Genomic DNA, 18,782 nt, shown 5'->3' with positions numbered 1-18,782 from the left:
CGGTCACGCGACTCCAACAGGAAACCAATTAGTGATCTACCTGTGATCGAAGGAGCCGGGCGGCCTCCTCGGGCAGCACGTCGTTGACGAACGCGCCCATGGCCGACTCCGACCCCGCGAGATACTTGAGCTTGCCGGGCGCCCGCCTGATCGAGAACAGCTCCAGATGCAGGTATCCCAGCTCACGCAGGTAGCGCACCGGCGCCTGGTGCCAGGCCGAGATGTACGGCATGGCCACCCCGAAGATCCCGTCCAGGGCGCGCAGCACCGAGGTGTAGACCGGAGCGAAGGCGGCCCGCTCCTCCTCGCTCAGCGCCGCGAGGTCCGGAACCTGCCGGTGCGGGTAGATATGCACCTCGTACGGCCAGCGGGCGGCGGCGGGCACGAAGGCGGTCCACAGCTCGTTGGCGGCCACCACGCGCTCCCCGGCCCGCTCGGCGGCCAGCACGCCGGCGAACAACCCGGGCCTGCGCTGCGCGGCGGCGAGCTGCAGCTTGGTCCGCGGCGTCACGTAGGGGTAGGCGTAGATCTGCCCGTGCGGGTGGAACAGGGTGATCCCGATCTCCTCGCCCCGGTTCTCGAAGCAGAAGACCTGCTCGACGCCCTCGATGGCGGACAGTTCCGCGGTGCGGTCGGCCCAGGCTTCCATGACCAGCTCGACCTGCTCGTTGGAGAGCTGGGAGAAGGAGGAGTCGTGCTGGGAGGTGAAGCAGACGACCTCGCACCGCCCCGCCGCGGGCCGCACCTCGGACAGTCCGCCCACATCCCGATAAGTCCCAAAATTTCCGCTAAAAGAGGGGAAGCGGTTCTCGAAGACCACCACGTCGTAGTCATGCGCCGGGATCTCCGACCATCTTTCCTCGGTCGACGGGCACAGCGGGCACTCGTCGGCCGGCGGCAGGAAGGTCCGCGTCTGCCGGTGTCCGGCGATCGCGATCCACTCCTCGGTCAGCGGGTCGTAGCGCAACTCCGAGGCGAGCGGCCGGGGATCCAGCGGCCGCCGGTCCACGGCACTCCGGTCGGCGTCGTCGCGCCGATCGAAGTAGATCAGCTCTCGCCCGTCGGCCAGATGGGTGATGGTGCGCTTCACTGCGTGCCCTCCGCGATGATGAGTTGCCCGACGCGCTCGGTCAGCTCGGTGCGCGCCCCGGCGGGCAGCCCCGAGTCGCTGATGACCACGTCGGCCTCGGCCAGCTCGGCGATCGTGCTGATGCCGACGGTGTTCCACTTGGTGTGGTCGGCCGGTACGACCAGGCGGTGCGCGGCGGCCACCAGCTCCCTGTCGGTCTCCGACTCCAGCAGGTTCGGGGTGGTGAACCCGGCCCGCGCGCTCATCCCGTGCACGCCCAGGAAGAGCGTGTCCACGTGCAGCCGCCGGATCGCGGCCACGGCCACCGGGCCGACCAGCGCGTCGGAGGGCGTGCGGACGCCGCCGGTCAGCACGACGGTGCGGTCGGCGCGGGGCACGCGGTGGAAGACGTCGGCGACCGGGATCGAGTTGGTGATGACGGTCAGATCGGGGATCGAGACCAGGTGGTGGGCCAGCGCCCACGTGGTGGTGCCCGCCGACAGGGCGACCGCGGTCCCGGGATTGACGAGCTGGGCGGCGCGGCGGGCGATGGCCTCCTTCTCCTGCTGCTGGCGGGCGGACTTGGCGGTGAAGCCCGGCTCCTCGGTCGAGCCGGGGCCGACCGCGGTGGCGCCGCCGTGCACCTTCTCCAGCAGGCCGCGCTCGGCCAGCGTCTCCAGGTCGCGCCGGACCGTCATGTCGGAGACGCCCAGCTCGCGCACGAGGTCGGCAACCCGCACGCCGCCGCTGGCTCGGACCCGCTCCAGGATCGCCTGCTGCCGCTGTTGTGCGAGCACACGCCCTCCTTCCAACACGTTCAAACAGATTATGACATGCCAGTGTTGAAGAATGTGAGGTCGCTTGCCGGGGGCTCCGGTCTGGGATACGCATGCCGTACCTGCTCAGGAAGGAGCACGTGAGATGGCCCGACGCGCCCGCAAGTCCCGAGCACGCAAGAAGAAGAAGGCCAACCACGGCAAGCGGCCAGCCGCGCGGTGACGGTCAGCCGGCCGCGGTGAGCTCCTTCACGGCGGCCGACACCGCCCGGTGGAACGTGGGATAGGCGTAGATCATCTCATCGAGCCTGGTCAGCGGGACGCGCGCGTGGACGGCCAGCGTCAGCATGCCCAGCACCTCCCCGCCCGGAGGGGCCACCACGGTCGCCCCCACCAGCACGTCACCGGCGGCGACCAGCTTGACCAGCCCCTCCACCTGCGCGATCCAGCCGCGCGTGCCCAGGTCGCCGACGGCCACCCGCACGTCCAGCCCCTGCTCGCGGGCCTGCGCCTCGGTCAGGCCCACCGCGCCCACCTCGGGATCGGTGAACGTCACCCGGGGCACCGCGTGGTACTCGGCCTCGTGCACCGGCTCACGTGCCGATGGTCGCGCCCGCTCCGGACCTCGTTGGCTCGTTCCCCGCTCTCTCGGCCCGGGCTCCTGCGCTCCGAGGATCTCCTTGACGATGATGTTCGCGTGGTACATCGACATGTGCGTGAAAGCGCCCTTGCCGACCACGTCGCCCAGCGCCCACACGCCCTCGGCCGCCCGCATCCGCGCGTCCACCGGGATGGCCCGCGCGCTCTCGTCCAGCCCGACGGCGCCCACCCCCAGCGCCTCGAGGTCCACCCGGCGGCCCGTGGCCACCAGCAGCCGCTCGGCCTCGGCCCCGTTGACGTGGAAACGCCCGTCGTAGTCCACGCGGGCGACCTTCGCCCCGGTCCGCACGTCGATGCCGCGCCCGGCGAACGTCTTCTCCAGCGCCGCGCCCGCCTCCGGCTCCTCCAGCGCGATCAGCCGGTCGGCCGCCTCGACCACCGTGACCTCGGCGCCGAACCCCCGGAACACCTGCGCCAGCTCCACCCCGACCGCGCCGCCGCCGAGCACGATGACCGACTCGGGCAGCTCGGCGTTCTCGATCGCCTCGTGGTTCGTCCAGTACGGCGTGCCGGCCAGCCCGTCGATCGGCGGCACGGCCGGCTGCGAGCCGGTGGCGATCACGATGCCGCGCGAAGCGCGCAGCACCCGGTCGCCGACCGTCACCTCGCCCGGCCCGGTGATGCGCCCGTGACCCCGGACCAGATGGCCGCCCTTGCCGGTGAACCGGTCGGCCGCCACCTGGTCGTTCCACGAGTCGGTGGCCTCGCGGACCCGGCGCACCAGCGTCTCCCAGGACCGCGAGGTCTCCGCCTCATGGATCATGATCTTGGAGGGGATACAGCCCCAGTAGGGGCACTCGCCGCCCACCAGGTTCGCCTCCACCGCGGCCACCCGCAGCCCGGCCTCGGCCAGCCGCCCGGCGACGTCCTCACCGCCCGGCCCCATCCCCAGCACGATCACATCGAGGTCCATCCCGCCAACTTAACCCGGCAGTCCCGCCAGGGCCGCGTCGACCCTCTCCTGAGGCAGCGCGTAATCCTCCAGCTCACCGGCCAGGTAGCGGTCGTAGGCGCCCAGGTCGAAGTGGCCGTGGCCGCACAGCGCGGTCAGGATCACCTTCTCCTCACCGCTCTCCTTGCAGCGCAGCGCCTCGGCGATGGTCTCGGCCAGCGCGTGCGTGGGCTCCGGCGCGGGCACGATGCCCTCGGTGCGGGCGAAGCGCACCCCGGCCTCGAAACACTCGCTCTGCGACTTGGTCACCGCCTCGAACATCCCCAGCTCGTACATGTGCGACAGCAGCGGCGACATGCCGTGATACCGCAGCCCGCCCGCGTGGATCGGGTCCGGCACGAAGTCGTGGCCCAGCGTGTGCATCTTCAGCAGCGGCGTGAACCCGGCCGTGTCCCCGAAGTCGTAGGCGTAACGCCCCCGGGTGAACGACGGGCACGCCTCCGGCTCGACCGCGCGGAAGACCGTCTCCGGCCGCTCCCGCATGAACGGGAAGGCCAGCCCGGCGAAGTTGGAGCCGCCGCCGGTGCAGCCGATGACCAGGTCCGGCATCTCGGGAAGCTGCTTGAGCGCCTCTTCGCCGATGACCGTCTGGTGCAGCAGCACGTGGTTGAGCACCGAGCCGAGCGCGTACCTGGTGTCGGCCGCCGACCCCGCCACCTCGACCGCCTCGCTGATCGCGATGCCCAGGCTACCGGTGGAGTCCGGATGCTCAGCCAGGATCTTCCTGCCCGCGCCGGTCGCCGGTGAAGGACTGGCGTGCACGGCGGCGCCGTACACCCGCATGAGCGAGCGGCGGTAGGGCTTCTGGTCGTAGGAGGCGCGCACCATCCAGATCTCGCACTCCAGGCCGAACTGGGCACAGGCGAACGCCAGCGCCGAGCCCCACTGCCCCGCCCCCGTCTCGGTGGTCAGGCGGCGCACGCCCTCGAGCTTGTTGTAGTACGCCTGGGGGACGGCGGTGTTCGGCTTGTGCGAGCCCGCGGGCGAGACGCCCTCGTACTTGTAGTAGATGCGCGCCGGGGTGCCCAGCGACTTCTCCAGCCGGTGCGCCCGGATCAGCGGCGTCGGCCGCCACAGCCGGTAGACGTCCAGCACGTCCTGGGGGATCGCCAGGAACCGCTCCCCGCTCACCTCCTGGCCGATCAGCTCCATCGGGAACAACGGCGCCAGGTCGTCCGGGCCGACCGGCTGACGGGTACCCGGGTGCAGCGGCGGCGGGGGAGGGGCGGGAAGGTCGGGGATGATGTTGTACCAGTGGCTAGGGGTCATCAACCCAGTCTGGGACGATCAGCCCCGTCCTTCCAGTGCGACATGCTCACGCACCTTCGGCACCACCTGCTCGGCGAATCGGGTGAGTTGTTCCCTCTGGTCGCCTTCAGGCCAGAAGACGAACGCGTCGATGCCGTAACCGGTCGCCAGGTCCGTCAGCTCGTCGGCCCACTGCTCCGCCGGGCCCTTCAGGAAGCCCTCCGAGGCGCCGCCGGTGATCGTGCCGTTGACGTTGTAGACCCGCTTGACGTCGGACGGCTCGCGCCCGGCCGCCATCGCCGCCTCGTCGATCCTGGCGCTCAGCTCTCCCAGCCGCTCCGGCGGCGCCCAGCCCGACGACGGCACCCACCCGTCGGCCAGCCGTCCGGTCAGCGCCAGCGCCTTCGGGCCGGTCGCGCCCACCCAGATGCCGATGTCGTGCGCCGGCGCGGGTCCCGCCTGGGCGCCGCGCAGGTGGTAGTGCTCGCCCTCGAAGCGCTGGTTGCGCTCGCCGCTCCAGATGGCCCTGATGACCGTGATCGCCTCCTCCAGGGCTTTCAGCGCCGCTCCAGGGGTACGGCGCGGCCCGCCGTACGCCTCGATCGCGTCCCAGAAGCCGCCGGCCCCCAGCCCGAGCTCGAAGCGGCCGCCGCTGAGCAGGTCCAGGCTCGCCGCCGCCTTGGCCAGCACGGCGGGCTGGCGCAGCGGCAGGTTCGTCACGTCGGGGAAGACGGTGATCCGCTCGGTCCTGGCCGCGATCACGCTGAGCAGGGTCCAGGTGTCCACGTAGCGGCGCTGGTAGGGGTGGTCCTGGACGCCGATCAGGTCCAGGCCGAGCCGGTCGGCGAGCTGGGCGTACTCAATCAGCGGGTCGCCGCTGTTCGGCACCAGGAAATAGCCGAATTCCGTCATAACCCTGAGTATGGGACTACTCATGCGCACGCGTGCGAGCAGCCTCACCGTGGCCCCATGGACGCACTTTCACAGGCCCGGGCCGCGGCCACGCGCTACGCGAGCGCGCGCGAGGAGCGCGCCCGCATCCAGCGCCGCCGCGAGCAGACCGGGCAGCACATCGTGGACGAGGCCGACCAGGTGAGCGCCAGGGCCGAACGGCTCGTCCAGCGCGGCACGGTCTCCGTCGCCACCGTCGAACGCCTCTCGGAGCAGGGCACCGAGCGCCTCCTGGAGCGCATCATCGGCGCCTCGGCCGACTTCCAGCCCGCCAACTTCCTGGCCCGCGGCGCCCGCGCCGTCACCTCGGTCGGCCGCGTCACCCAGGGCTCGAACGGCCGGGCGATCCCCATCGGCACCGGCTTCCTCGTGGCGCCCTCGCTGCTGCTCACCAACAACCACGTGCTGCCCGACGCCGAGAGTGCGCAGGCCGCCGAGGTGGAGTTCGGCGCCGAGATGAGCATCGACAACGAGCCGCCCGCCTGGACCCGCTTCCGCCTGGACCCGGCCGCCCGCTTCGTCACGGACGCCGGCCTCGACTACACGCTGGTCCGCGTCGCCCCCGCCGCCGACGGCAGGACGCCCGGCGAGCTGTACGGCTGGAACCGCCTCATCGCCACCCAAGGCAAGATCATCACCGGCGAGCCGGTCAACCTCGTCGGCCACCCCAACGGCCGCCTCAAGGAGATCACGATCCGCCGCAACGAGCTGACCACGCAGCTCGACCGCTTCCTCCACTACACCGCCGACACCGAGCCCGGCAGCTCCGGCTCGCCCGTCTTCAACGACCAGTGGGAGGTCGTCGCCCTCCACCACTCCGGCGTTCCCGGCGACAACGGGACCTGGCTCGCCAACGAGGGCATCCGGGTCAGTTCCATCCTGGCCTCGCTCCCCGCCGACGTCCTGGCCGAACTGGGCTGCGCCCCGCCGGTGACGGAATCGGTGACCCCCGTACGGCACAGCGGCGTCCCCGCCCGCCCCTCGGCGTTCGGCGGCGCCCGCCACCTCGTCTTCCTCCACGGCCGCGGCCAGGCGGGCCGCGACCCGATGACGATGCGCCGCGAATGGATCGCCGGCCTCAACAAGGGCCTCACCCTGGCCGGCCTCCCGACCGCCGACCCCGCCGACGCCTGGTTCCCCTTCTACGGCGACACCCTGGGCGACCTCCGGGAATCCCTGACCCCCAGCGCCCCGACCACCCGCGTCGTCTACGAACAACTGATCGCCGAGGCCGCCATGCTCTCCGGCCGCCCCGCCGACGGCCGCCGCGAGGGCCTGCTCACCGGCCTGCAGGGCGCCCTGTCCTGGCTGGCCTCCGCCACCAACCTCGACCACCTGCTCATCGCCGCCGTCTTCCGCGACGTCGCCGCCTACCTCGACGACTCCTCCGTACGGCAGGCCGTCCTGTCGGCCGTCGAACGCACCCTGCCCGCCTCCGGGCAGATCGTCCTGGTCTCCCACAGTCTCGGCACCGTGGTCGCCATGGACCTCCTCACCCGGCTGCCCGCCTCACTGGAGGTGCCCCTGCTGGTGACCCTCGGCAGCCCGCTGGGACTGGACGCGGTACACCGGCGCCTGCTGACCGGCGGCCCCGTCCGGCCGGACCGGGCAGGCCAGTGGCTCAACGTGTGGTGCCCCTCCGACCCGGTGAGCATCGGCTGCCCGCTGGACGACGACTGGAAGGGACAGGTGGACGAGCGCGCCGTGGACAACCCGCTGCAGCGCTCGCACGACGTGGCCGAGTACCTCGCCCATCCCCACGTGGCCAGGGCCCTGATGCGCGTCCTCAGCTGAGGACGGCCGGATGCCGCGGGTCGTCGACCTTGACCGCCACGTCGGCCTGCGCGGCCGGCCGTACCTCGCGCTCGTAGCGTTCGTAGGCCGGCAGCCGCCAGCCCTCGTCCTCCGGCGTACGCCGCCGCAACGCCGCGCCGGACATCCACAGATGCACGCTCAGCTCGGCCGGCAGGCCCCGGCCGAGCAGCAGCGTGCCGTCCAGGATCACCACTCCGCCCTCGGGCAGGCTCGCGTAGGGGTCGCGGTAGGCCCGGTCCGCCGCGCTGTCCCAGAGCCTGGGCAGGATCCGGCCCGTGCCGTTGAGCACCTCCCTGGCCAGCGCCTTGACGTCCAGCCAGTCGTCGTAGAAGGCGTCGGGGTCCCGCCTGCCGTACTCCAGCCTGAGGGAGGCCGGACGCAGGAAGTCCCAGGCCGACACCCTGAGGACCGGGCGGCCCAGCAGCTTGAGCGGCTCCACCAGCGCGTCCGCGTAGACGTACGGCGCCGCCGCCGGGGCTCCGTCCACGACCACCCGCACCCGCTCGCCGCGCGGCCGGTCCCCGATGCGCCGCACCAGCTCGCCGACGAGCGCTTCCTGGGAGATCGGCCGGACGTTCATGGTCATCGCAGCTTAACCGGATCTTTCCGCCGAGCCGTCCGCAGGCAAGCGGAAAGGCCAGGTCTCCCATGCGGGTGACCTGGCCTTTCGCCATCTGGAGCGGACGACGGGAATCGAACCCGCGTAGCTAGTTTGGAAGACTAGGGCTCTACCATTGAGCTACGTCCGCGCGAGCCGGTCGCAGTCTGGTCTAGACTTCATCCGGTCGTCAGGGCGTAAGCGTACCGGAGTCTCGGGCTGCTTGCGCACCGGGCGCAGCGGGGCGTGGCGCAGCTTGGTAGCGCGCTTGCTTTGGGAGCAAGAAGTCGCAGGTTCAAATCCTGTCGCCCCGACTTGCCGTAACAGGCGTGACGCCTTCTCGGGTGGAAAACGAGTGGCCGCGGTGGCCCGGTGGGTTCTAGTGTTCGGTGCGGAACAACGCCCAGACGGCCTTGCCGCCCCGGGCCAAGGGGTCCCAGCCCCAGCACTGGCTGTAGGTCTCCACGATGTACAAGCCGCGGCCGTTCTCCGAGATGAAGTCGGGCTCCTTGCGGGTGGGCACCTCGTCGCTGGGGTCGGCCACGGCCAGGAGGACGTGCGGGGCGACGCGCATCAGCAGCAGGGTGAGGCCGGTGTGGCCGCGGGTGTAGCGGACGGCGTTGGTGACCAGTTCGGAGACCACCAGGGCGGCGTCGTCGCTCAGTTCGGACAGGCCCCAGCCGCGCAGCGTGGTCCGGGTGACGTCGCGGGCCGTCTTCACGGAGTCGGCCTGAAAAGGGAGCGGACACGCCGTGGTGTAGGGGTGGGCCCGGGTCAGCAGGCTGTCGAAGCCGACCTCGCGGGTGATCTGCAGGCAGTCGGCAGTGGCTAGGGGGTCCTCCACCATCCCGCCGTTACCTCCCGCTTGCCACTCGGTTAGTGCATGTTTGGCCCAATATGCACTAGGCCATCATGGGTCACGATGCGGCGTCGCTGCAAGACCCAAATGCACGTGCATGTGCAATGTGCAATCGCATGGGCGCTTCGGTGGGATATGCCGTTCCAGACACCGGGTTGAGACCTTGTCATACCTGGCAGACAGATGTCACTGTGTCTGCGGACGTATAGGAGGCAGTGTTGACGCAGAACCAGCCGGGTTCCGGGCCCACGGCGCTGCGCATCCTCCTTGGCTCCCAACTCCGCAGGCTGAGGGAGGCCAAGGGCGTCACCCGCGAAGAGGCCGGCCACCTGATCAGGGGTTCGGAGTCCAAGATCAGCCGCATGGAGCTGGGGCGCGTCGGGTTCAAGGAACGCGACGTGGCCGACCTGCTGACGCTCTACGGAGTCGCCGACCACGAGGCCCGCTCCGCCGTACTCGACCTCGTCGGCACCGCGAACGAGCCGGGCTGGTGGCACCGCTTCAACGACGTCCTGCCCGGATGGTTCCAGGCGTACGTCGGCCTCGAGGAGGCCGCCACGCGCATCAGGACCTACGAGGTGCAGTTCGTCCCCGGGCTACTGCAGACGAAGGAATACGCCAAGGCGGTGGTCACCGCCGGATCCGCCGGCATCGCGGCGGAGGAGATCTCCCGGCGCGTCGACGTGCGCCTCGAACGCCAGCGTGTCCTCGACCGCGCCGACGGCCCCGTCTTCTGGGCGGTCATCGACGAGGCCGCGCTGCGCCGTCCCATCGGCGGCGCCGAGGTCATGCGGGCCCAGATCGAGCACCTCATCGAGCAGATGCGCCAGCCGAACATCACCGTCCAGGTCATGCCCTTCGACTTCGGCGGGCACAGCGCGGAAGGCGGCGCCTTCAGCATCCTGCGCTTCCCCGACAGGGAACTCCCCGACGTCGTCTACGTCGAGCAGCTCGCCAGCGCGCTGTACCTCGACAAGCGCGAGGACGTCGACCGCTACACCGAGGTCATCGAGCGCCTGTGCGCGGTCAGCACCACCCCGGACGAGACCGTGGAGTTGCTGCGCACGATCGCCGACGAGTTCTGAACGCCGTCACGTCGTGGTTGGGTACGCATCTGCCCTAGACTGACCAACGGCGTAGGTTCCCGCCGTGGCGGAGCATGCCCAACGCCGCTCATGTGGGCGCGGCGCGTGAGCCGTACCGACCCAAGAACGACGTGGGACGCGCCCGCGCATCACTCGAAGCTTGATCAAGGAGACCACCCCGTGAAGACCGCTGTCGAGGAGCTCAGCCCGACCAGGGTGAAGCTCACTGTCGAGGTGCCGTTCGACGAGCTGCGCCCGAGCCTGGATGCGGCCTACAAGAAGGTCGCGCAGCAGGTCCGCGTGCCCGGCTTCCGTCCTGGCAAGGTGCCGGCCCGCATCATCGAGCAGCGCTTCGGCCGCGCGGTCGTGCTGGAGGAGACCCTCAACGACGCGGTGCCCAAGCTGTACGGCCAGGCCGTCGAGGAGATCGACGTCTTCCCGGTCAGTCAGCCCGACATCGAGGTCACCAAGATCGAGGACGGCGAGCAGATCGAGTTCACCGCCGAGGTCGACATCCGTCCCAACTTCGACGTTCCGGACTACGCCGGCGTCGAGGTCGTCGTGGACGCCGCCACGGTCTCCGACGAGGACGTCGACGGCCAGCTCGACGGGCTGCGCCAGCGCTTCGCGACGCTGACCGGCGTCGAGCGCGAGGCCGCCGCCGGCGACTTCGTCGTCATGGACCTGCGCGCCGAGATCGACGGAGAGAACATCGAGGAGCAGCAGGCCAACGAGGTCTCCTACGAGGTCGGCGCCGGCTCGGTGCTGCAGGGCCTCGACGACGCGCTGCTCGGCATGTCCGCGGGCGAGGAGAAGTCCTTCCGCACCGAGCTCGTCGGCGGTGAGAACGCCGGCCAGGAGGCCGACGTGATCATCAGCGTCAAGTCGGTCAAGGAGAAGGTGCTGCCCGAGCTCGACGACGAGTTCGCCCAGCTGGCCAGCGAGTTCGACACGCTCGAGGAGCTCAAGGACAGCATCCGCGAGACCGCCCGCCGCAACAAGCTGGTCGACCAGGTCGTCCAGGCGCGCGAGAAGGCCCTCGACGCCCTGCTGGAGAAGATCGAGATCCCGATCCCCGACAGCGCGCTCAAGGCCGAGGTCGACGCCCGCAAGCACAACCTCGACCACCAGATCGCCGAGTCCGGCCTCAGCCGCGACGCCTTCTTCCGTCTCTACCAGACGACGGAGGAGGAGCGCTTCAACGAGTTCGACACCAACTCCGCCAAGGCCATCAAGACGGGCTTCGTGCTCGACAAGATCGTCAAGGCCGAGGAGCTGGGCGTCTCCGAGCAGGAGCTGACCAACTTCGTCGTCCGCCGCGCCATGCAGATGGGCGTCCAGCCCAACCAACTGGCCCAGCACCTGGCCGACAACGACCAGCTCACGCTGGCCATGGTCGAGATCGTCCGGGACAAGGCCAAGGCCGTCCTGGGCGACGCCGCCAAGGTCGTCGACACCGAGGGCGCCGAGATCGACCTCAAGGCCCTCTACACCGAGATCAACGGTGAAGAGGTCCAGGAGGAGGCCGCCGAGGAGGAGAAGGCCGACGCCTGATCCCGAAGGGTTGCACAAGCCCTCAGCCTGATCCCGAAGGCTTACGAAAGCCCCCAGCCTGGTATCGGCTGGGGGCTTTCGCCGTTTCCGGGCTCCCGGACCGGGTTCTGCGCGGCCCGGAGGGGCGCTGAGGGCGCCGCGCGGCGGGAGGGGGTACGGCGGGGCCCCGGCGCCCCCGCGCGGTGCCCAGGGTGGGCCATGGCGGCCGGTCAAGAAGGCGTCGTAACGGCGGGAACCACGTCCGACGTGAGAAGCGCCCGCAGATCTGGCGCAACCTACACGATCAGGGAGGCGGCAAGCTGGCTTCGCCGTAAAGGAGAGATATCCCGGCACCTGCGCCGACAGCGAACAGGGTGGGAGAGGGGGCATGACCGCTCGCCGGGGCGCGTTAAGGTCACAAGCAAAGCCAATCGTTACGACGCATCGGAAGGTGAAGCTGTGACCAGCCCGCCGACCTATCAGCCCGAGTCGCGAGGCCGTGAGAACGGCTCGTCCTTCCGGCTTGAAGACCAGCTTTACCAGCGCCTGCTGCGCGAGCGCATCATCGTGCTCGGGCAGGAGGTGAACGACGAGATCGCCAACCGCATCTGTGCGGAACTCCTGTTGCTCGCGGCCGACGATCCCGACCGCGACATCTGGCTCTACATCAACTCGCCCGGCGGGTCGGTCACCGCCGGCATGGCGATTTACGACATGATGGAATATGTGCCCAACGACGTCGCGACGGTGGCGATGGGGCTGGCCGCCTCCATGGGTCAGTTCCTGCTGTCGGCCGGCGCCAGGGGCAAGCGGTACGCGCTGCCGCACGCGCGCATCATGATGCACCAGCCCTCGGGCGGCATCGGCGGTACCGCCGCCGACATCGCCATCCAGGCTGAGCAGATGCTCTACGTGAAGAAGACTCTGGCCGAGCGCATCGCCGCGCACACCGGCCAGACGCTGGAGCAGATCGAGTCCGACTCCGACCGCGACCGGTGGTTCACGGCCGAGGAGGCCAAGGACTACGGCTTCATCGACCATGTCGTGCGCAGCGCGCGGCAGGTGCCCTCCGCGGGCGCAGTCTCCTAGGGGTAGCTCACGTGGAAATCAACAGCCGATACATCATTCCGGAGTTCACGGAGCGCACCTCGTACGGGGTGAAGACCATGAACCCGTACACCAAGCTCTTCGAGGATCGCATCATCTTCCTCGGAGTGCAGATCGACGACGCGTCCGCCAACGACGTCATGGCGCAGTTGCTGACGCTCGAGTCGCTCGATCCCGACCGCGACATCAGCATCTACATCAACTCGCCCGGCGGTTCCTTCACCGCCATGACGGCGATCTACGACACGATGCAGTTCGTCCGGCCGGAGATTCAGACCGTGTGCCTGGGCCAGGCGGCCTCGGCGGCGGCGGTGCTGCTGGCAGGCGGCACGCCGGGCAAGCGTTTCGCGCTGCCCAACGCGCGCATCCTGATCCACCAGCCCTCCACCGAGGGCGGCGGCCAGGCCAGCGACATCGAGGTCCAGGCCCGCGAGATCCTTCGCATGCGCGCCCTCCTGGAGGAGATCGTGGCGAAGCACTCCGGCAAGGAGCCCGCTGACGTACGCCGCGACATCGAACGCGACAAAATTCTCAACGCGGACGAGGCAAAGGCGTATGGTCTGATCGACGACATCATCCCGACCAGGAAGAAGCGCGCTCAGGCCGTCGCTTCCTGATGAGATGTGACGCACCGGAGCGCTGCCCAATAGGGCACGTTCCGGTGCGACTCGCCGCTAGGGGGCTCACTGAGGGCCCAGAAGACGGTAACGTCGAAACCTGAGCGGTTCGGACCGGGTCCGGAGGATACGGATCGCGGAGTGCAGAGCGGTCCCACGCAAAGGAGTATCTGGGGTGGCACGCATCGGCGACGGGGGAGACCTGCTCAAGTGCTCGTTCTGCGGAAAGAGCCAGAAGCAAGTCAAGAAGCTCATCGCCGGTCCCGGCGTTTACATCTGCGATGAGTGCATCGATCTCTGCAACGAGATCATCGAGGAGGAGCTCTCCGAGTCCTCCGAGCTCAAGTGGGACAACCTGCCCAAGCCGAGGGAGATCTACGAGTTCCTCGACGCCTACGTCATCGGTCAGGACAAGGCGAAGAAGGCCCTCTCGGTGGCGGTGTACAACCACTACAAGCGGGTGCAGTCCGGCGACCGCGGCAGGGACGAGGGCATCGAGCTGTCCAAGTCCAACATCCTGCTGCTCGGCCCGACGGGTTCCGGCAAGACCTTGCTCGCGCAGACGCTGGCGAAGATGCTCAACGTGCCCTTCGCCATCGCCGACGCCACCGCCCTCACCGAGGCGGGCTACGTCGGCGAGGACGTCGAGAACATTCTTCTCAAGCTCATCCAGGCCGCCGACTACGACGTCAAGAAGGCCGAAACCGGCATCATCTACATCGACGAGGTCGACAAGATCGCCCGCAAGAGCGAGAACCCGTCGATCACCCGTGACGTCTCCGGCGAAGGCGTGCAGCAGGCGCTGCTGAAGATCCTGGAAGGCACCACCGCCTCCGTCCCGCCGCAGGGCGGCCGCAAGCACCCGCACCAGGAGTTCATCCAGATCGACACCACGAACGTGCTGTTCATCTGCGGTGGCGCGTTTGCCGGCCTCGAAAAGATCATCGAGTCCCGCATCGGCAAGAAGGGCATCGGCTTCAACGCCATCATCCGCTCGAAGGAAGAGGTCGACACGGCCGACATCTTCGGCGACGTGATGCCCGAGGACCTGCTGAAGTTCGGCATGATCCCCGAGTTCGTGGGCCGCCTGCCGGTCATCACCAGCGTCCACAACCTCGACCGCGAAGCGCTCATCCAGATCCTCACCGAGCCGCGCAACGCGCTGGTCAAGCAGTACCGCAAGCTCTTCGAGATCGACGGCGTCGAGCTGGAGTTCACCGACGACGCCCTCGAGGCCATCGCCGACCAGGCCATCCTGCGCGGCACCGGCGCTCGCGGCCTGCGCGCGATCCTCGAAGAGGTCCTGCTGTCGGTCATGTACGAAGTGCCCTCCCGCCAGGACGTCGCCCGGGTGGTCATCACCCGCGAGTCCGTGCTGGAGCACGCGATCCCGACCCTGGTCCCGCGCGACCAGCTCGCCAAGCAGCAGCGTCCGCCGCGCGAGAAGTCAGCCTAGATTTTTCGGGTACGGCGAAGCGCCCCCGCTGCCCGGCGGGGGCGCTTCCGCGTGTCAGGCGGCCTTGAGGTGCGGGTCCAGCAGCTTGTCCCATGCCTTGACGAGCTTGGCGTACTCATCCTCGCAGCGCTCGGCCCGCGCCTTCGGCAGCATGCCGGGTTCCTCGCCCACGAAACCCTCGTAGAACTTGGTGTCGGAGCCGTACATGTAGCACATGTAGTTATAGGCCCGCTGCTCGCTCATCGAGTGCTCGTCGTAGAAGGGCAGAGTCGCGCGGTCCTCGTCGGAGGCGGCCAGGAAGTAGTAGTTGACCGTCTGCAACGCCAGGTCCTGACCGTCGCCCTCACTGTCCAGGGCGGTCATCAGGTAGGCCGACAACTGGTCGGCCGCGTCGTCCTCCTTGCCGGTCGCCGGCAGGTCGTAGATGTCGATGACGGCATGGCCCAGCTCGTGAAAGAACGTGTCGTACAGGTTCGCCACGCCGTGCTTCTGGTTCTCCTCGTCGCTCTCCGCCTGTTCGGCATAGCGGGTGAAGCCGTCGTTGGCCAGCTCGTAGCAGATCGTAATCTTCTTCTCGTCCGGGGTGTAATAGGCGTTGGCCTCTTCACACTCCTCGGCCGCCACGGTGACGTCGATCGGCAGCTTGAGAATGCCGTTGCCTAGCTGGCTGAACGTCTCCAGCCACTGGCCGTCCTTCAGGTCCTTGGCCATCTGGACGTTCTCGTCCGTCGTGGCCTCGCCGTACACCGGGACGAACTTCCCGTCCGCCTTCTCCTTGGGGGTGGCGGTCGCGGTCGCGGCAGGCGCGGACCCGTCACCGGATTTGGCCTGCGTGGTGGAGGTACCCTCGCCGCCGCCACAGGCGGTCAGGGTGGCGGCGATCAGCAGAGCGCCCGCGCCGCCGACGATGCGTCGAATATTCATGTGACTTCCCTCGTTTCCGTGTCGAGGGGAGAGCATCCGGTCTGCGCATCGACGACCGGTTGACGATCCGTCAACGCCGGGACCCGGCGGCACTAAACTTGGCCGCGTGACAACGCCAGAGCTGCCTACCCAGTACACCCCGGCCGAGGTCGAGACCCGGAGCTACACGCGCTGGGAATCCGCCGGCTACTTCCATGCCGACCCGGGCAGCTCCCGCGAGCCGTACTCCATCGTCCTGCCCCCGCCTAACGTCACCGGCGTGCTCCACATCGGCCACGCGCTCGACCACTCCATCCAGGACGCGCTGACCCGCCGCGCCCGCATGCGCGGCAACGAGGCGCTGTGGCTGCCCGGCATGGACCACGCCGGCATCGCCACCCAGAACGTCGTCGAGCGCAAGCTCGGCACGGAGGGCCTGTCCCGCCACGACCTGGGCCGCGAGGCGTTCGTGGAGAAGGTCTGGCAGTGGAAGGAGGAGTCCGGTGGCGCCATCCTCGGCCAGATGCGCCGGCTCGGCGACAGCGTCGACTGGTCCCGCGAGCGGTTCACCATGGACGAGGGCCTTTCGCGCGCCGTCCAGACGATCTTCAAGCGGCTCTTCGACGACGGGCTCATCTACCGCGCCGAGCGCATCATCAACTGGTGCGTGCGCTGCCACACGGCTCTGTCCGACATCGAGGTCGAGCACAGCGAGGACGAGGGCGAGCTCATCTCGATCCGCTACTCCGACGAGGTCGTGGTCGCCACCACCCGCGCCGAGACGATGCTGGGCGACACCGCGGTCGCCGTCCACCCGTCCGACGAGCGGTACGCGCACCTGATCGGCACCGAGGTGACGCTGCCGCTGACCGGCCGCCGCATCCCGATCGTCGGCGACGAGCACGTCGACCCCGAGTTCGGCACCGGCGCGGTCAAGGTCACCCCGGCCCACGACCCCAACGACTTCGAGATCGGCCGCCGCCATGCGCTGCCGTCCCTGACGGTCATGGACGAGCACGGCGGCATCACCGCCCACGGGCCCTTCCAGGGGCTCGACCGCTTCGAGGCCCGTCCCGCGGTGGTCGCCGCGCTGCGCGCCGAGGGCCGCATCGTCGCCGAGAAGCGTCCCTATCTGCACTCGGTCGGCCACTGCTCACGCTGCAAGACCGTGGTCGAGCCGCGGCTGTCGCTGCAGTGGTTCGTCAACGTCTCGCCGCTGGCCAAGGCGGCCGGCGACGCGGTCCGCGACGGCCGCACCCGCATCCACCCGCCGGAGCTGGCCAAGCGCTACTTCGACTGGGTGGACGACATGCACGACTGGTGTATCTCCCGGCAGCTCTGGTGGGGGCACCGCATTCCGGTCTGGTACGGCCCGGCCGGTGAGGTCGTCTGCGTCGGCCCGGACGAGGAGCCGCCGGCGGGGTATGTCCAGGATCCGGATGTCCTGGACACCTGGTTCTCCTCCGGGCTGTGGCCCTTCTCGACGCTCGGCTGGCCGGACAAGACTCCGGATCTGGCCCGGTTCTATCCGACGTCGGTGCTGGTGACCGGGTACGACATCCTGTTCTTCTGGGTCGCCAGGATGATGATGTTCGGCCTCTACGCGATGGACGGCCAGCCGCCCTTCCGCACGGTCGCCCTGCACGGCATGGTCCGCGACCAGTACGGCAAGAAGATGTCCAAGTCGTTCGGCAACGTGGTCGACCCGCTCGACTGGATCGACCGCTTCGGCGCCGACGCCACCCGCTTCACCCTGCTGCGCGGCGCCAACCCCGGCGCCGACGTGGCGGTCAGCGAGGAGTGGGCGGCAGGCTCGCGCAACTTCTGCAACAAGATCTGGAACGCCACGCGGTTCGCATTGATGAACGGCGCCGCCGTCGGTGACCTGCCCGACGACCTGACCGCGGCCGACCGGTGGATCCTGTCGCGCCTGCAGGCCACGATCGAGGCGGCCGACGCGGCCTTCGAGGAGTTCGAGTTCGCCAAGGTCTCCGACCTGCTGTACCACTTCGCGTGGGACGAGGTCTGCGACTGGTACCTCGAGCTGGCCAAGATCCAGATCGCGGAGGGCCGCGAGGGCACCCGCCTGGTCCTGGGCCACGTGCTCGACGCGTTGCTGCGGCTGCTGCATCCGCTGGTCCCGTTCGTCAGCGAGGAGCTGTGGCGGGCGGTCACCGGCGGCGACTCCGTCATGGTCGCCCAGTGGCCTGCGGCGGACTCCCGCTACCTCGCCCCCGAGGCCGAGGCCGAGATCGCCGCCTTGCAGGAGCTGGTGACCGAGGTCCGCCGCTTCCGCTCCGATCAGGGGCTCAAGCCCGGTCAGCGGGTCGCCGCCGCCCTCGGTCTCGCCGGTACGGCACTCGCCGCGCAGGAGGGCGCGATCCGGGCCCTGCTGCGGCTGGAGGAGCCGGGTGACGGATTCTCCGCGACCGCCCGCTTCGCCGTGGGCGGGGTGAGCGTCGAGATCGACACGGCCGGGGCCATCGACGTGGTGGCCGAACGCAAGCGCCTGGAGAAGGACCTCGCCGCCGCGCGCAAGGAAGCCGCCCAGGTCACGGCCAAGCTCGGCAACGAGCAGTTCATGGCCAAGGCTCCCGACGACGTGGTGGCCAAGGTCAGGGCACGTGCGGCGCAGGCCGACGAGGACATCGCGCGGCTGGAGGGACAGCTCGCGGCGTTGCCGGCAAGCTGAGGTTTGACGGTGACGAGCTAGGGGAAGACCTATTCGTTACCGAGAAGATGGACCTTGTACCTGCGTGGGCCTGCTAGAGTTTTCCACGCAGGGCGAGCACGCCCCGATGCGCTCCGGTTCGGAGCACATCGCGGGGGCTGCTAGGCTCTGACACATCCCTTCGAACTGATCCGGGTTTCCGGCTGTGTCCACCTGGTTGGACAAGAGCTGAACGTTCGGGTAAGTTAGCGGGGTTGCCTCGGATCTGCCGAGATGGGCGGTTTGACAAGGATCGTCCGGATCTGGTAAGATTGAGAGGTACGAAATGTGCGCCTCCTGCAGGACCGAGGAGTAAGCGTCCGTTTCTTGAGAACTCAACAGTGTGTTAAAAGCCAGTGCATGAAGTATCTCATGCAACACCTCGTCAAACAGTGGTTTGATGATGAGTTTTGCTAGTGTCAAACATCTTATGGAGAGTTTGA

General features: G+C 69.0%; 16 protein-coding genes and 2 tRNA genes. 9 read left to right on the top strand and 9 right to left on the bottom strand.

Annotated elements, in window-relative coordinates:
* Positions 1-28: 28 nt before the first annotated feature.
* Both galT and FVE25_RS39265 read right to left on the bottom strand, forming a co-directional pair.
* Positions 29-1,090, bottom strand: a complete 1,062-nt coding sequence (gene galT, locus FVE25_RS39270) for a galactose-1-phosphate uridylyltransferase (protein ID WP_157252578.1) — start codon at positions 1,088-1,090, stop codon at positions 29-31.
* Positions 1,087-1,866 (bottom strand): DeoR/GlpR family DNA-binding transcription regulator, encoded by a 780-nt coding sequence (locus FVE25_RS39265; protein ID WP_157252577.1) that lies wholly within the window; start codon positions 1,864-1,866, stop codon positions 1,087-1,089. Before FVE25_RS39265 ends, galT begins: the two co-directional genes overlap by 4 nt.
* Positions 1,867-1,990: 124 nt before the next feature.
* On the opposite strand from FVE25_RS39265, the gene FVE25_RS57130 reads away from it, so the two are divergent.
* On the top strand, positions 1,991-2,068 hold the full coding sequence (locus FVE25_RS57130; RefSeq protein WP_397090539.1) for a 50S ribosomal protein bL37: 78 nt from the start codon (positions 1,991-1,993) through the stop codon (positions 2,066-2,068).
* Positions 2,069-2,071: 3 nt separating this feature from the next.
* Here the strand turns inward: FVE25_RS57130 and FVE25_RS39255 are convergent, their stop codons facing one another.
* Genes FVE25_RS39255 through FVE25_RS39245 form a run of 3 tightly spaced genes read right to left on the bottom strand, consistent with a single transcriptional unit; the run spans position 2,072 to position 5,617 of the window.
* Positions 2,072-3,418, bottom strand: coding sequence for a dihydrolipoyl dehydrogenase family protein (locus tag FVE25_RS39255; protein ID WP_157252575.1), 1,347 nt, complete (start codon positions 3,416-3,418; stop codon positions 2,072-2,074).
* Between the two features lie 9 nt (positions 3,419-3,427).
* Positions 3,428-4,726, bottom strand: a complete 1,299-nt coding sequence (locus FVE25_RS39250; RefSeq protein WP_157252574.1) for a TrpB-like pyridoxal phosphate-dependent enzyme — start codon at positions 4,724-4,726, stop codon at positions 3,428-3,430.
* An 18-nt stretch (positions 4,727-4,744) separates the two neighbouring features.
* A complete protein-coding gene (locus FVE25_RS39245) occupies positions 4,745-5,617 on the bottom strand; it encodes an LLM class flavin-dependent oxidoreductase (protein ID WP_157252573.1) in 873 nt (290 codons plus the stop codon).
* Positions 5,618-5,674: 57 nt separating this feature from the next.
* On the opposite strand from FVE25_RS39245, the gene FVE25_RS39240 reads away from it, so the two are divergent.
* Positions 5,675-7,450 (top strand): serine protease, encoded by a 1,776-nt coding sequence (locus FVE25_RS39240; RefSeq protein WP_157252572.1) that lies wholly within the window; start codon positions 5,675-5,677, stop codon positions 7,448-7,450.
* Here FVE25_RS39240 and FVE25_RS39235 read toward each other — a convergent pair.
* Together FVE25_RS39235 and FVE25_RS39230 are read right to left on the bottom strand one after the other, a co-directional pair.
* Complete coding sequence (locus FVE25_RS39235; RefSeq protein ID WP_157252795.1) at positions 7,443-8,051, bottom strand: nucleoside/nucleotide kinase family protein; 609 nt, start codon at positions 8,049-8,051, stop codon at positions 7,443-7,445. The genes FVE25_RS39240 and FVE25_RS39235 overlap by 8 nt on opposite strands.
* A gap of 95 nt (positions 8,052-8,146) precedes the next feature.
* Positions 8,147-8,220, bottom strand: a tRNA-Gly gene (locus FVE25_RS39230).
* Positions 8,221-8,309: 89 nt separating this feature from the next.
* On the opposite strand from FVE25_RS39230, the gene FVE25_RS39225 reads away from it, so the two are divergent.
* Positions 8,310-8,383: transfer RNA gene (locus tag FVE25_RS39225), tRNA-Pro, on the top strand.
* A gap of 65 nt (positions 8,384-8,448) precedes the next feature.
* On the opposite strand, the gene FVE25_RS39220 is transcribed toward FVE25_RS39225, so the two are convergent.
* Positions 8,449-8,916: an ATP-binding protein gene (locus tag FVE25_RS39220; protein ID WP_157252571.1), complete on the bottom strand. Its 468-nt coding sequence runs from the start codon at positions 8,914-8,916 to the stop codon at positions 8,449-8,451.
* 230 nt (positions 8,917-9,146) lie between these two features.
* Between FVE25_RS39220 and FVE25_RS39215 the strand changes: the two genes are divergently transcribed.
* The 5 genes from FVE25_RS39215 to clpX all read left to right on the top strand — a co-directional run bounded on the left by FVE25_RS39215 (position 9,147) and on the right by clpX (position 14,726).
* Entirely contained in the window at positions 9,147-10,013 is an 867-nt protein-coding gene (locus FVE25_RS39215; protein WP_157252570.1) for a helix-turn-helix domain-containing protein, read from the top strand.
* Between the two features lie 180 nt (positions 10,014-10,193).
* Positions 10,194-11,567: a trigger factor gene (gene tig / locus FVE25_RS39210; RefSeq protein WP_157252569.1), complete on the top strand. Its 1,374-nt coding sequence runs from the start codon at positions 10,194-10,196 to the stop codon at positions 11,565-11,567.
* A gap of 438 nt (positions 11,568-12,005) precedes the next feature.
* Positions 12,006-12,635: a ClpP family protease gene (locus FVE25_RS39205; protein WP_157252568.1), complete on the top strand. Its 630-nt coding sequence runs from the start codon at positions 12,006-12,008 to the stop codon at positions 12,633-12,635.
* An 11-nt stretch (positions 12,636-12,646) separates the two neighbouring features.
* Positions 12,647-13,270 (top strand): ATP-dependent Clp protease proteolytic subunit, encoded by a 624-nt coding sequence (locus FVE25_RS39200; protein WP_157252567.1) that lies wholly within the window; start codon positions 12,647-12,649, stop codon positions 13,268-13,270.
* A 175-nt stretch (positions 13,271-13,445) separates the two neighbouring features.
* Positions 13,446-14,726, top strand: coding sequence for an ATP-dependent Clp protease ATP-binding subunit ClpX (gene clpX, locus FVE25_RS39195; RefSeq protein ID WP_157252566.1), 1,281 nt, complete (start codon positions 13,446-13,448; stop codon positions 14,724-14,726).
* Between the two features lie 54 nt (positions 14,727-14,780).
* Here the strand turns inward: clpX and FVE25_RS39190 are convergent, their stop codons facing one another.
* Entirely contained in the window at positions 14,781-15,650 is an 870-nt protein-coding gene (locus FVE25_RS39190) for a DUF4344 domain-containing metallopeptidase (protein ID WP_157252565.1), read from the bottom strand.
* Between the two features lie 106 nt (positions 15,651-15,756).
* Between FVE25_RS39190 and FVE25_RS39185 the strand changes: the two genes are divergently transcribed.
* Positions 15,757-18,321, top strand: coding sequence for a valine--tRNA ligase (locus FVE25_RS39185; protein WP_157252564.1), 2,565 nt, complete (start codon positions 15,757-15,759; stop codon positions 18,319-18,321).
* The last annotated feature ends 461 nt before the right edge of the window (positions 18,322-18,782 follow it).

It is taken from the genome of Nonomuraea typhae, from assembly GCF_009760925.1.
GTDB classification, from domain to species: Bacteria; Actinomycetota; Actinomycetes; order Streptosporangiales; family Streptosporangiaceae; genus Nonomuraea; species Nonomuraea typhae.
The sequence above is the reverse complement of the archived record's forward strand: the minus strand, read 5'-3'. Positions and strand labels throughout refer to the sequence as shown.

What these genes read in the sequence shown, in the direction of transcription:
- FVE25_RS39220 (WP_157252571.1), bottom strand. Translation starts at nt 8,916, where the DNA reads ATGGTGGAGGACCCCCTAGCCACTGCCGACTGCCTGCAGATCACCCGC.
- FVE25_RS39235 (WP_157252795.1), bottom strand. Translation starts at nt 8,051, where the DNA reads ATGAACGTCCGGCCGATCTCCCAGGAAGCGCTCGTCGGCGAGCTGGTG.
- FVE25_RS57130 (WP_397090539.1), top strand. Translation starts at nt 1,991, where the DNA reads ATGGCCCGACGCGCCCGCAAGTCCCGAGCACGCAAGAAGAAGAAGGCC.
- FVE25_RS39245 (WP_157252573.1), bottom strand. Translation starts at nt 5,617, where the DNA reads ATGACGGAATTCGGCTATTTCCTGGTGCCGAACAGCGGCGACCCGCTG.
- FVE25_RS39255 (WP_157252575.1), bottom strand. Translation starts at nt 3,418, where the DNA reads ATGGACCTCGATGTGATCGTGCTGGGGATGGGGCCGGGCGGTGAGGAC.
- FVE25_RS39240 (WP_157252572.1), top strand. Translation starts at nt 5,675, where the DNA reads ATGGACGCACTTTCACAGGCCCGGGCCGCGGCCACGCGCTACGCGAGC.
- FVE25_RS39250 (WP_157252574.1), bottom strand. Translation starts at nt 4,726, where the DNA reads ATGACCCCTAGCCACTGGTACAACATCATCCCCGACCTTCCCGCCCCT.
- FVE25_RS39190 (WP_157252565.1), bottom strand. Translation starts at nt 15,650, where the DNA reads ATGAATATTCGACGCATCGTCGGCGGCGCGGGCGCTCTGCTGATCGCC.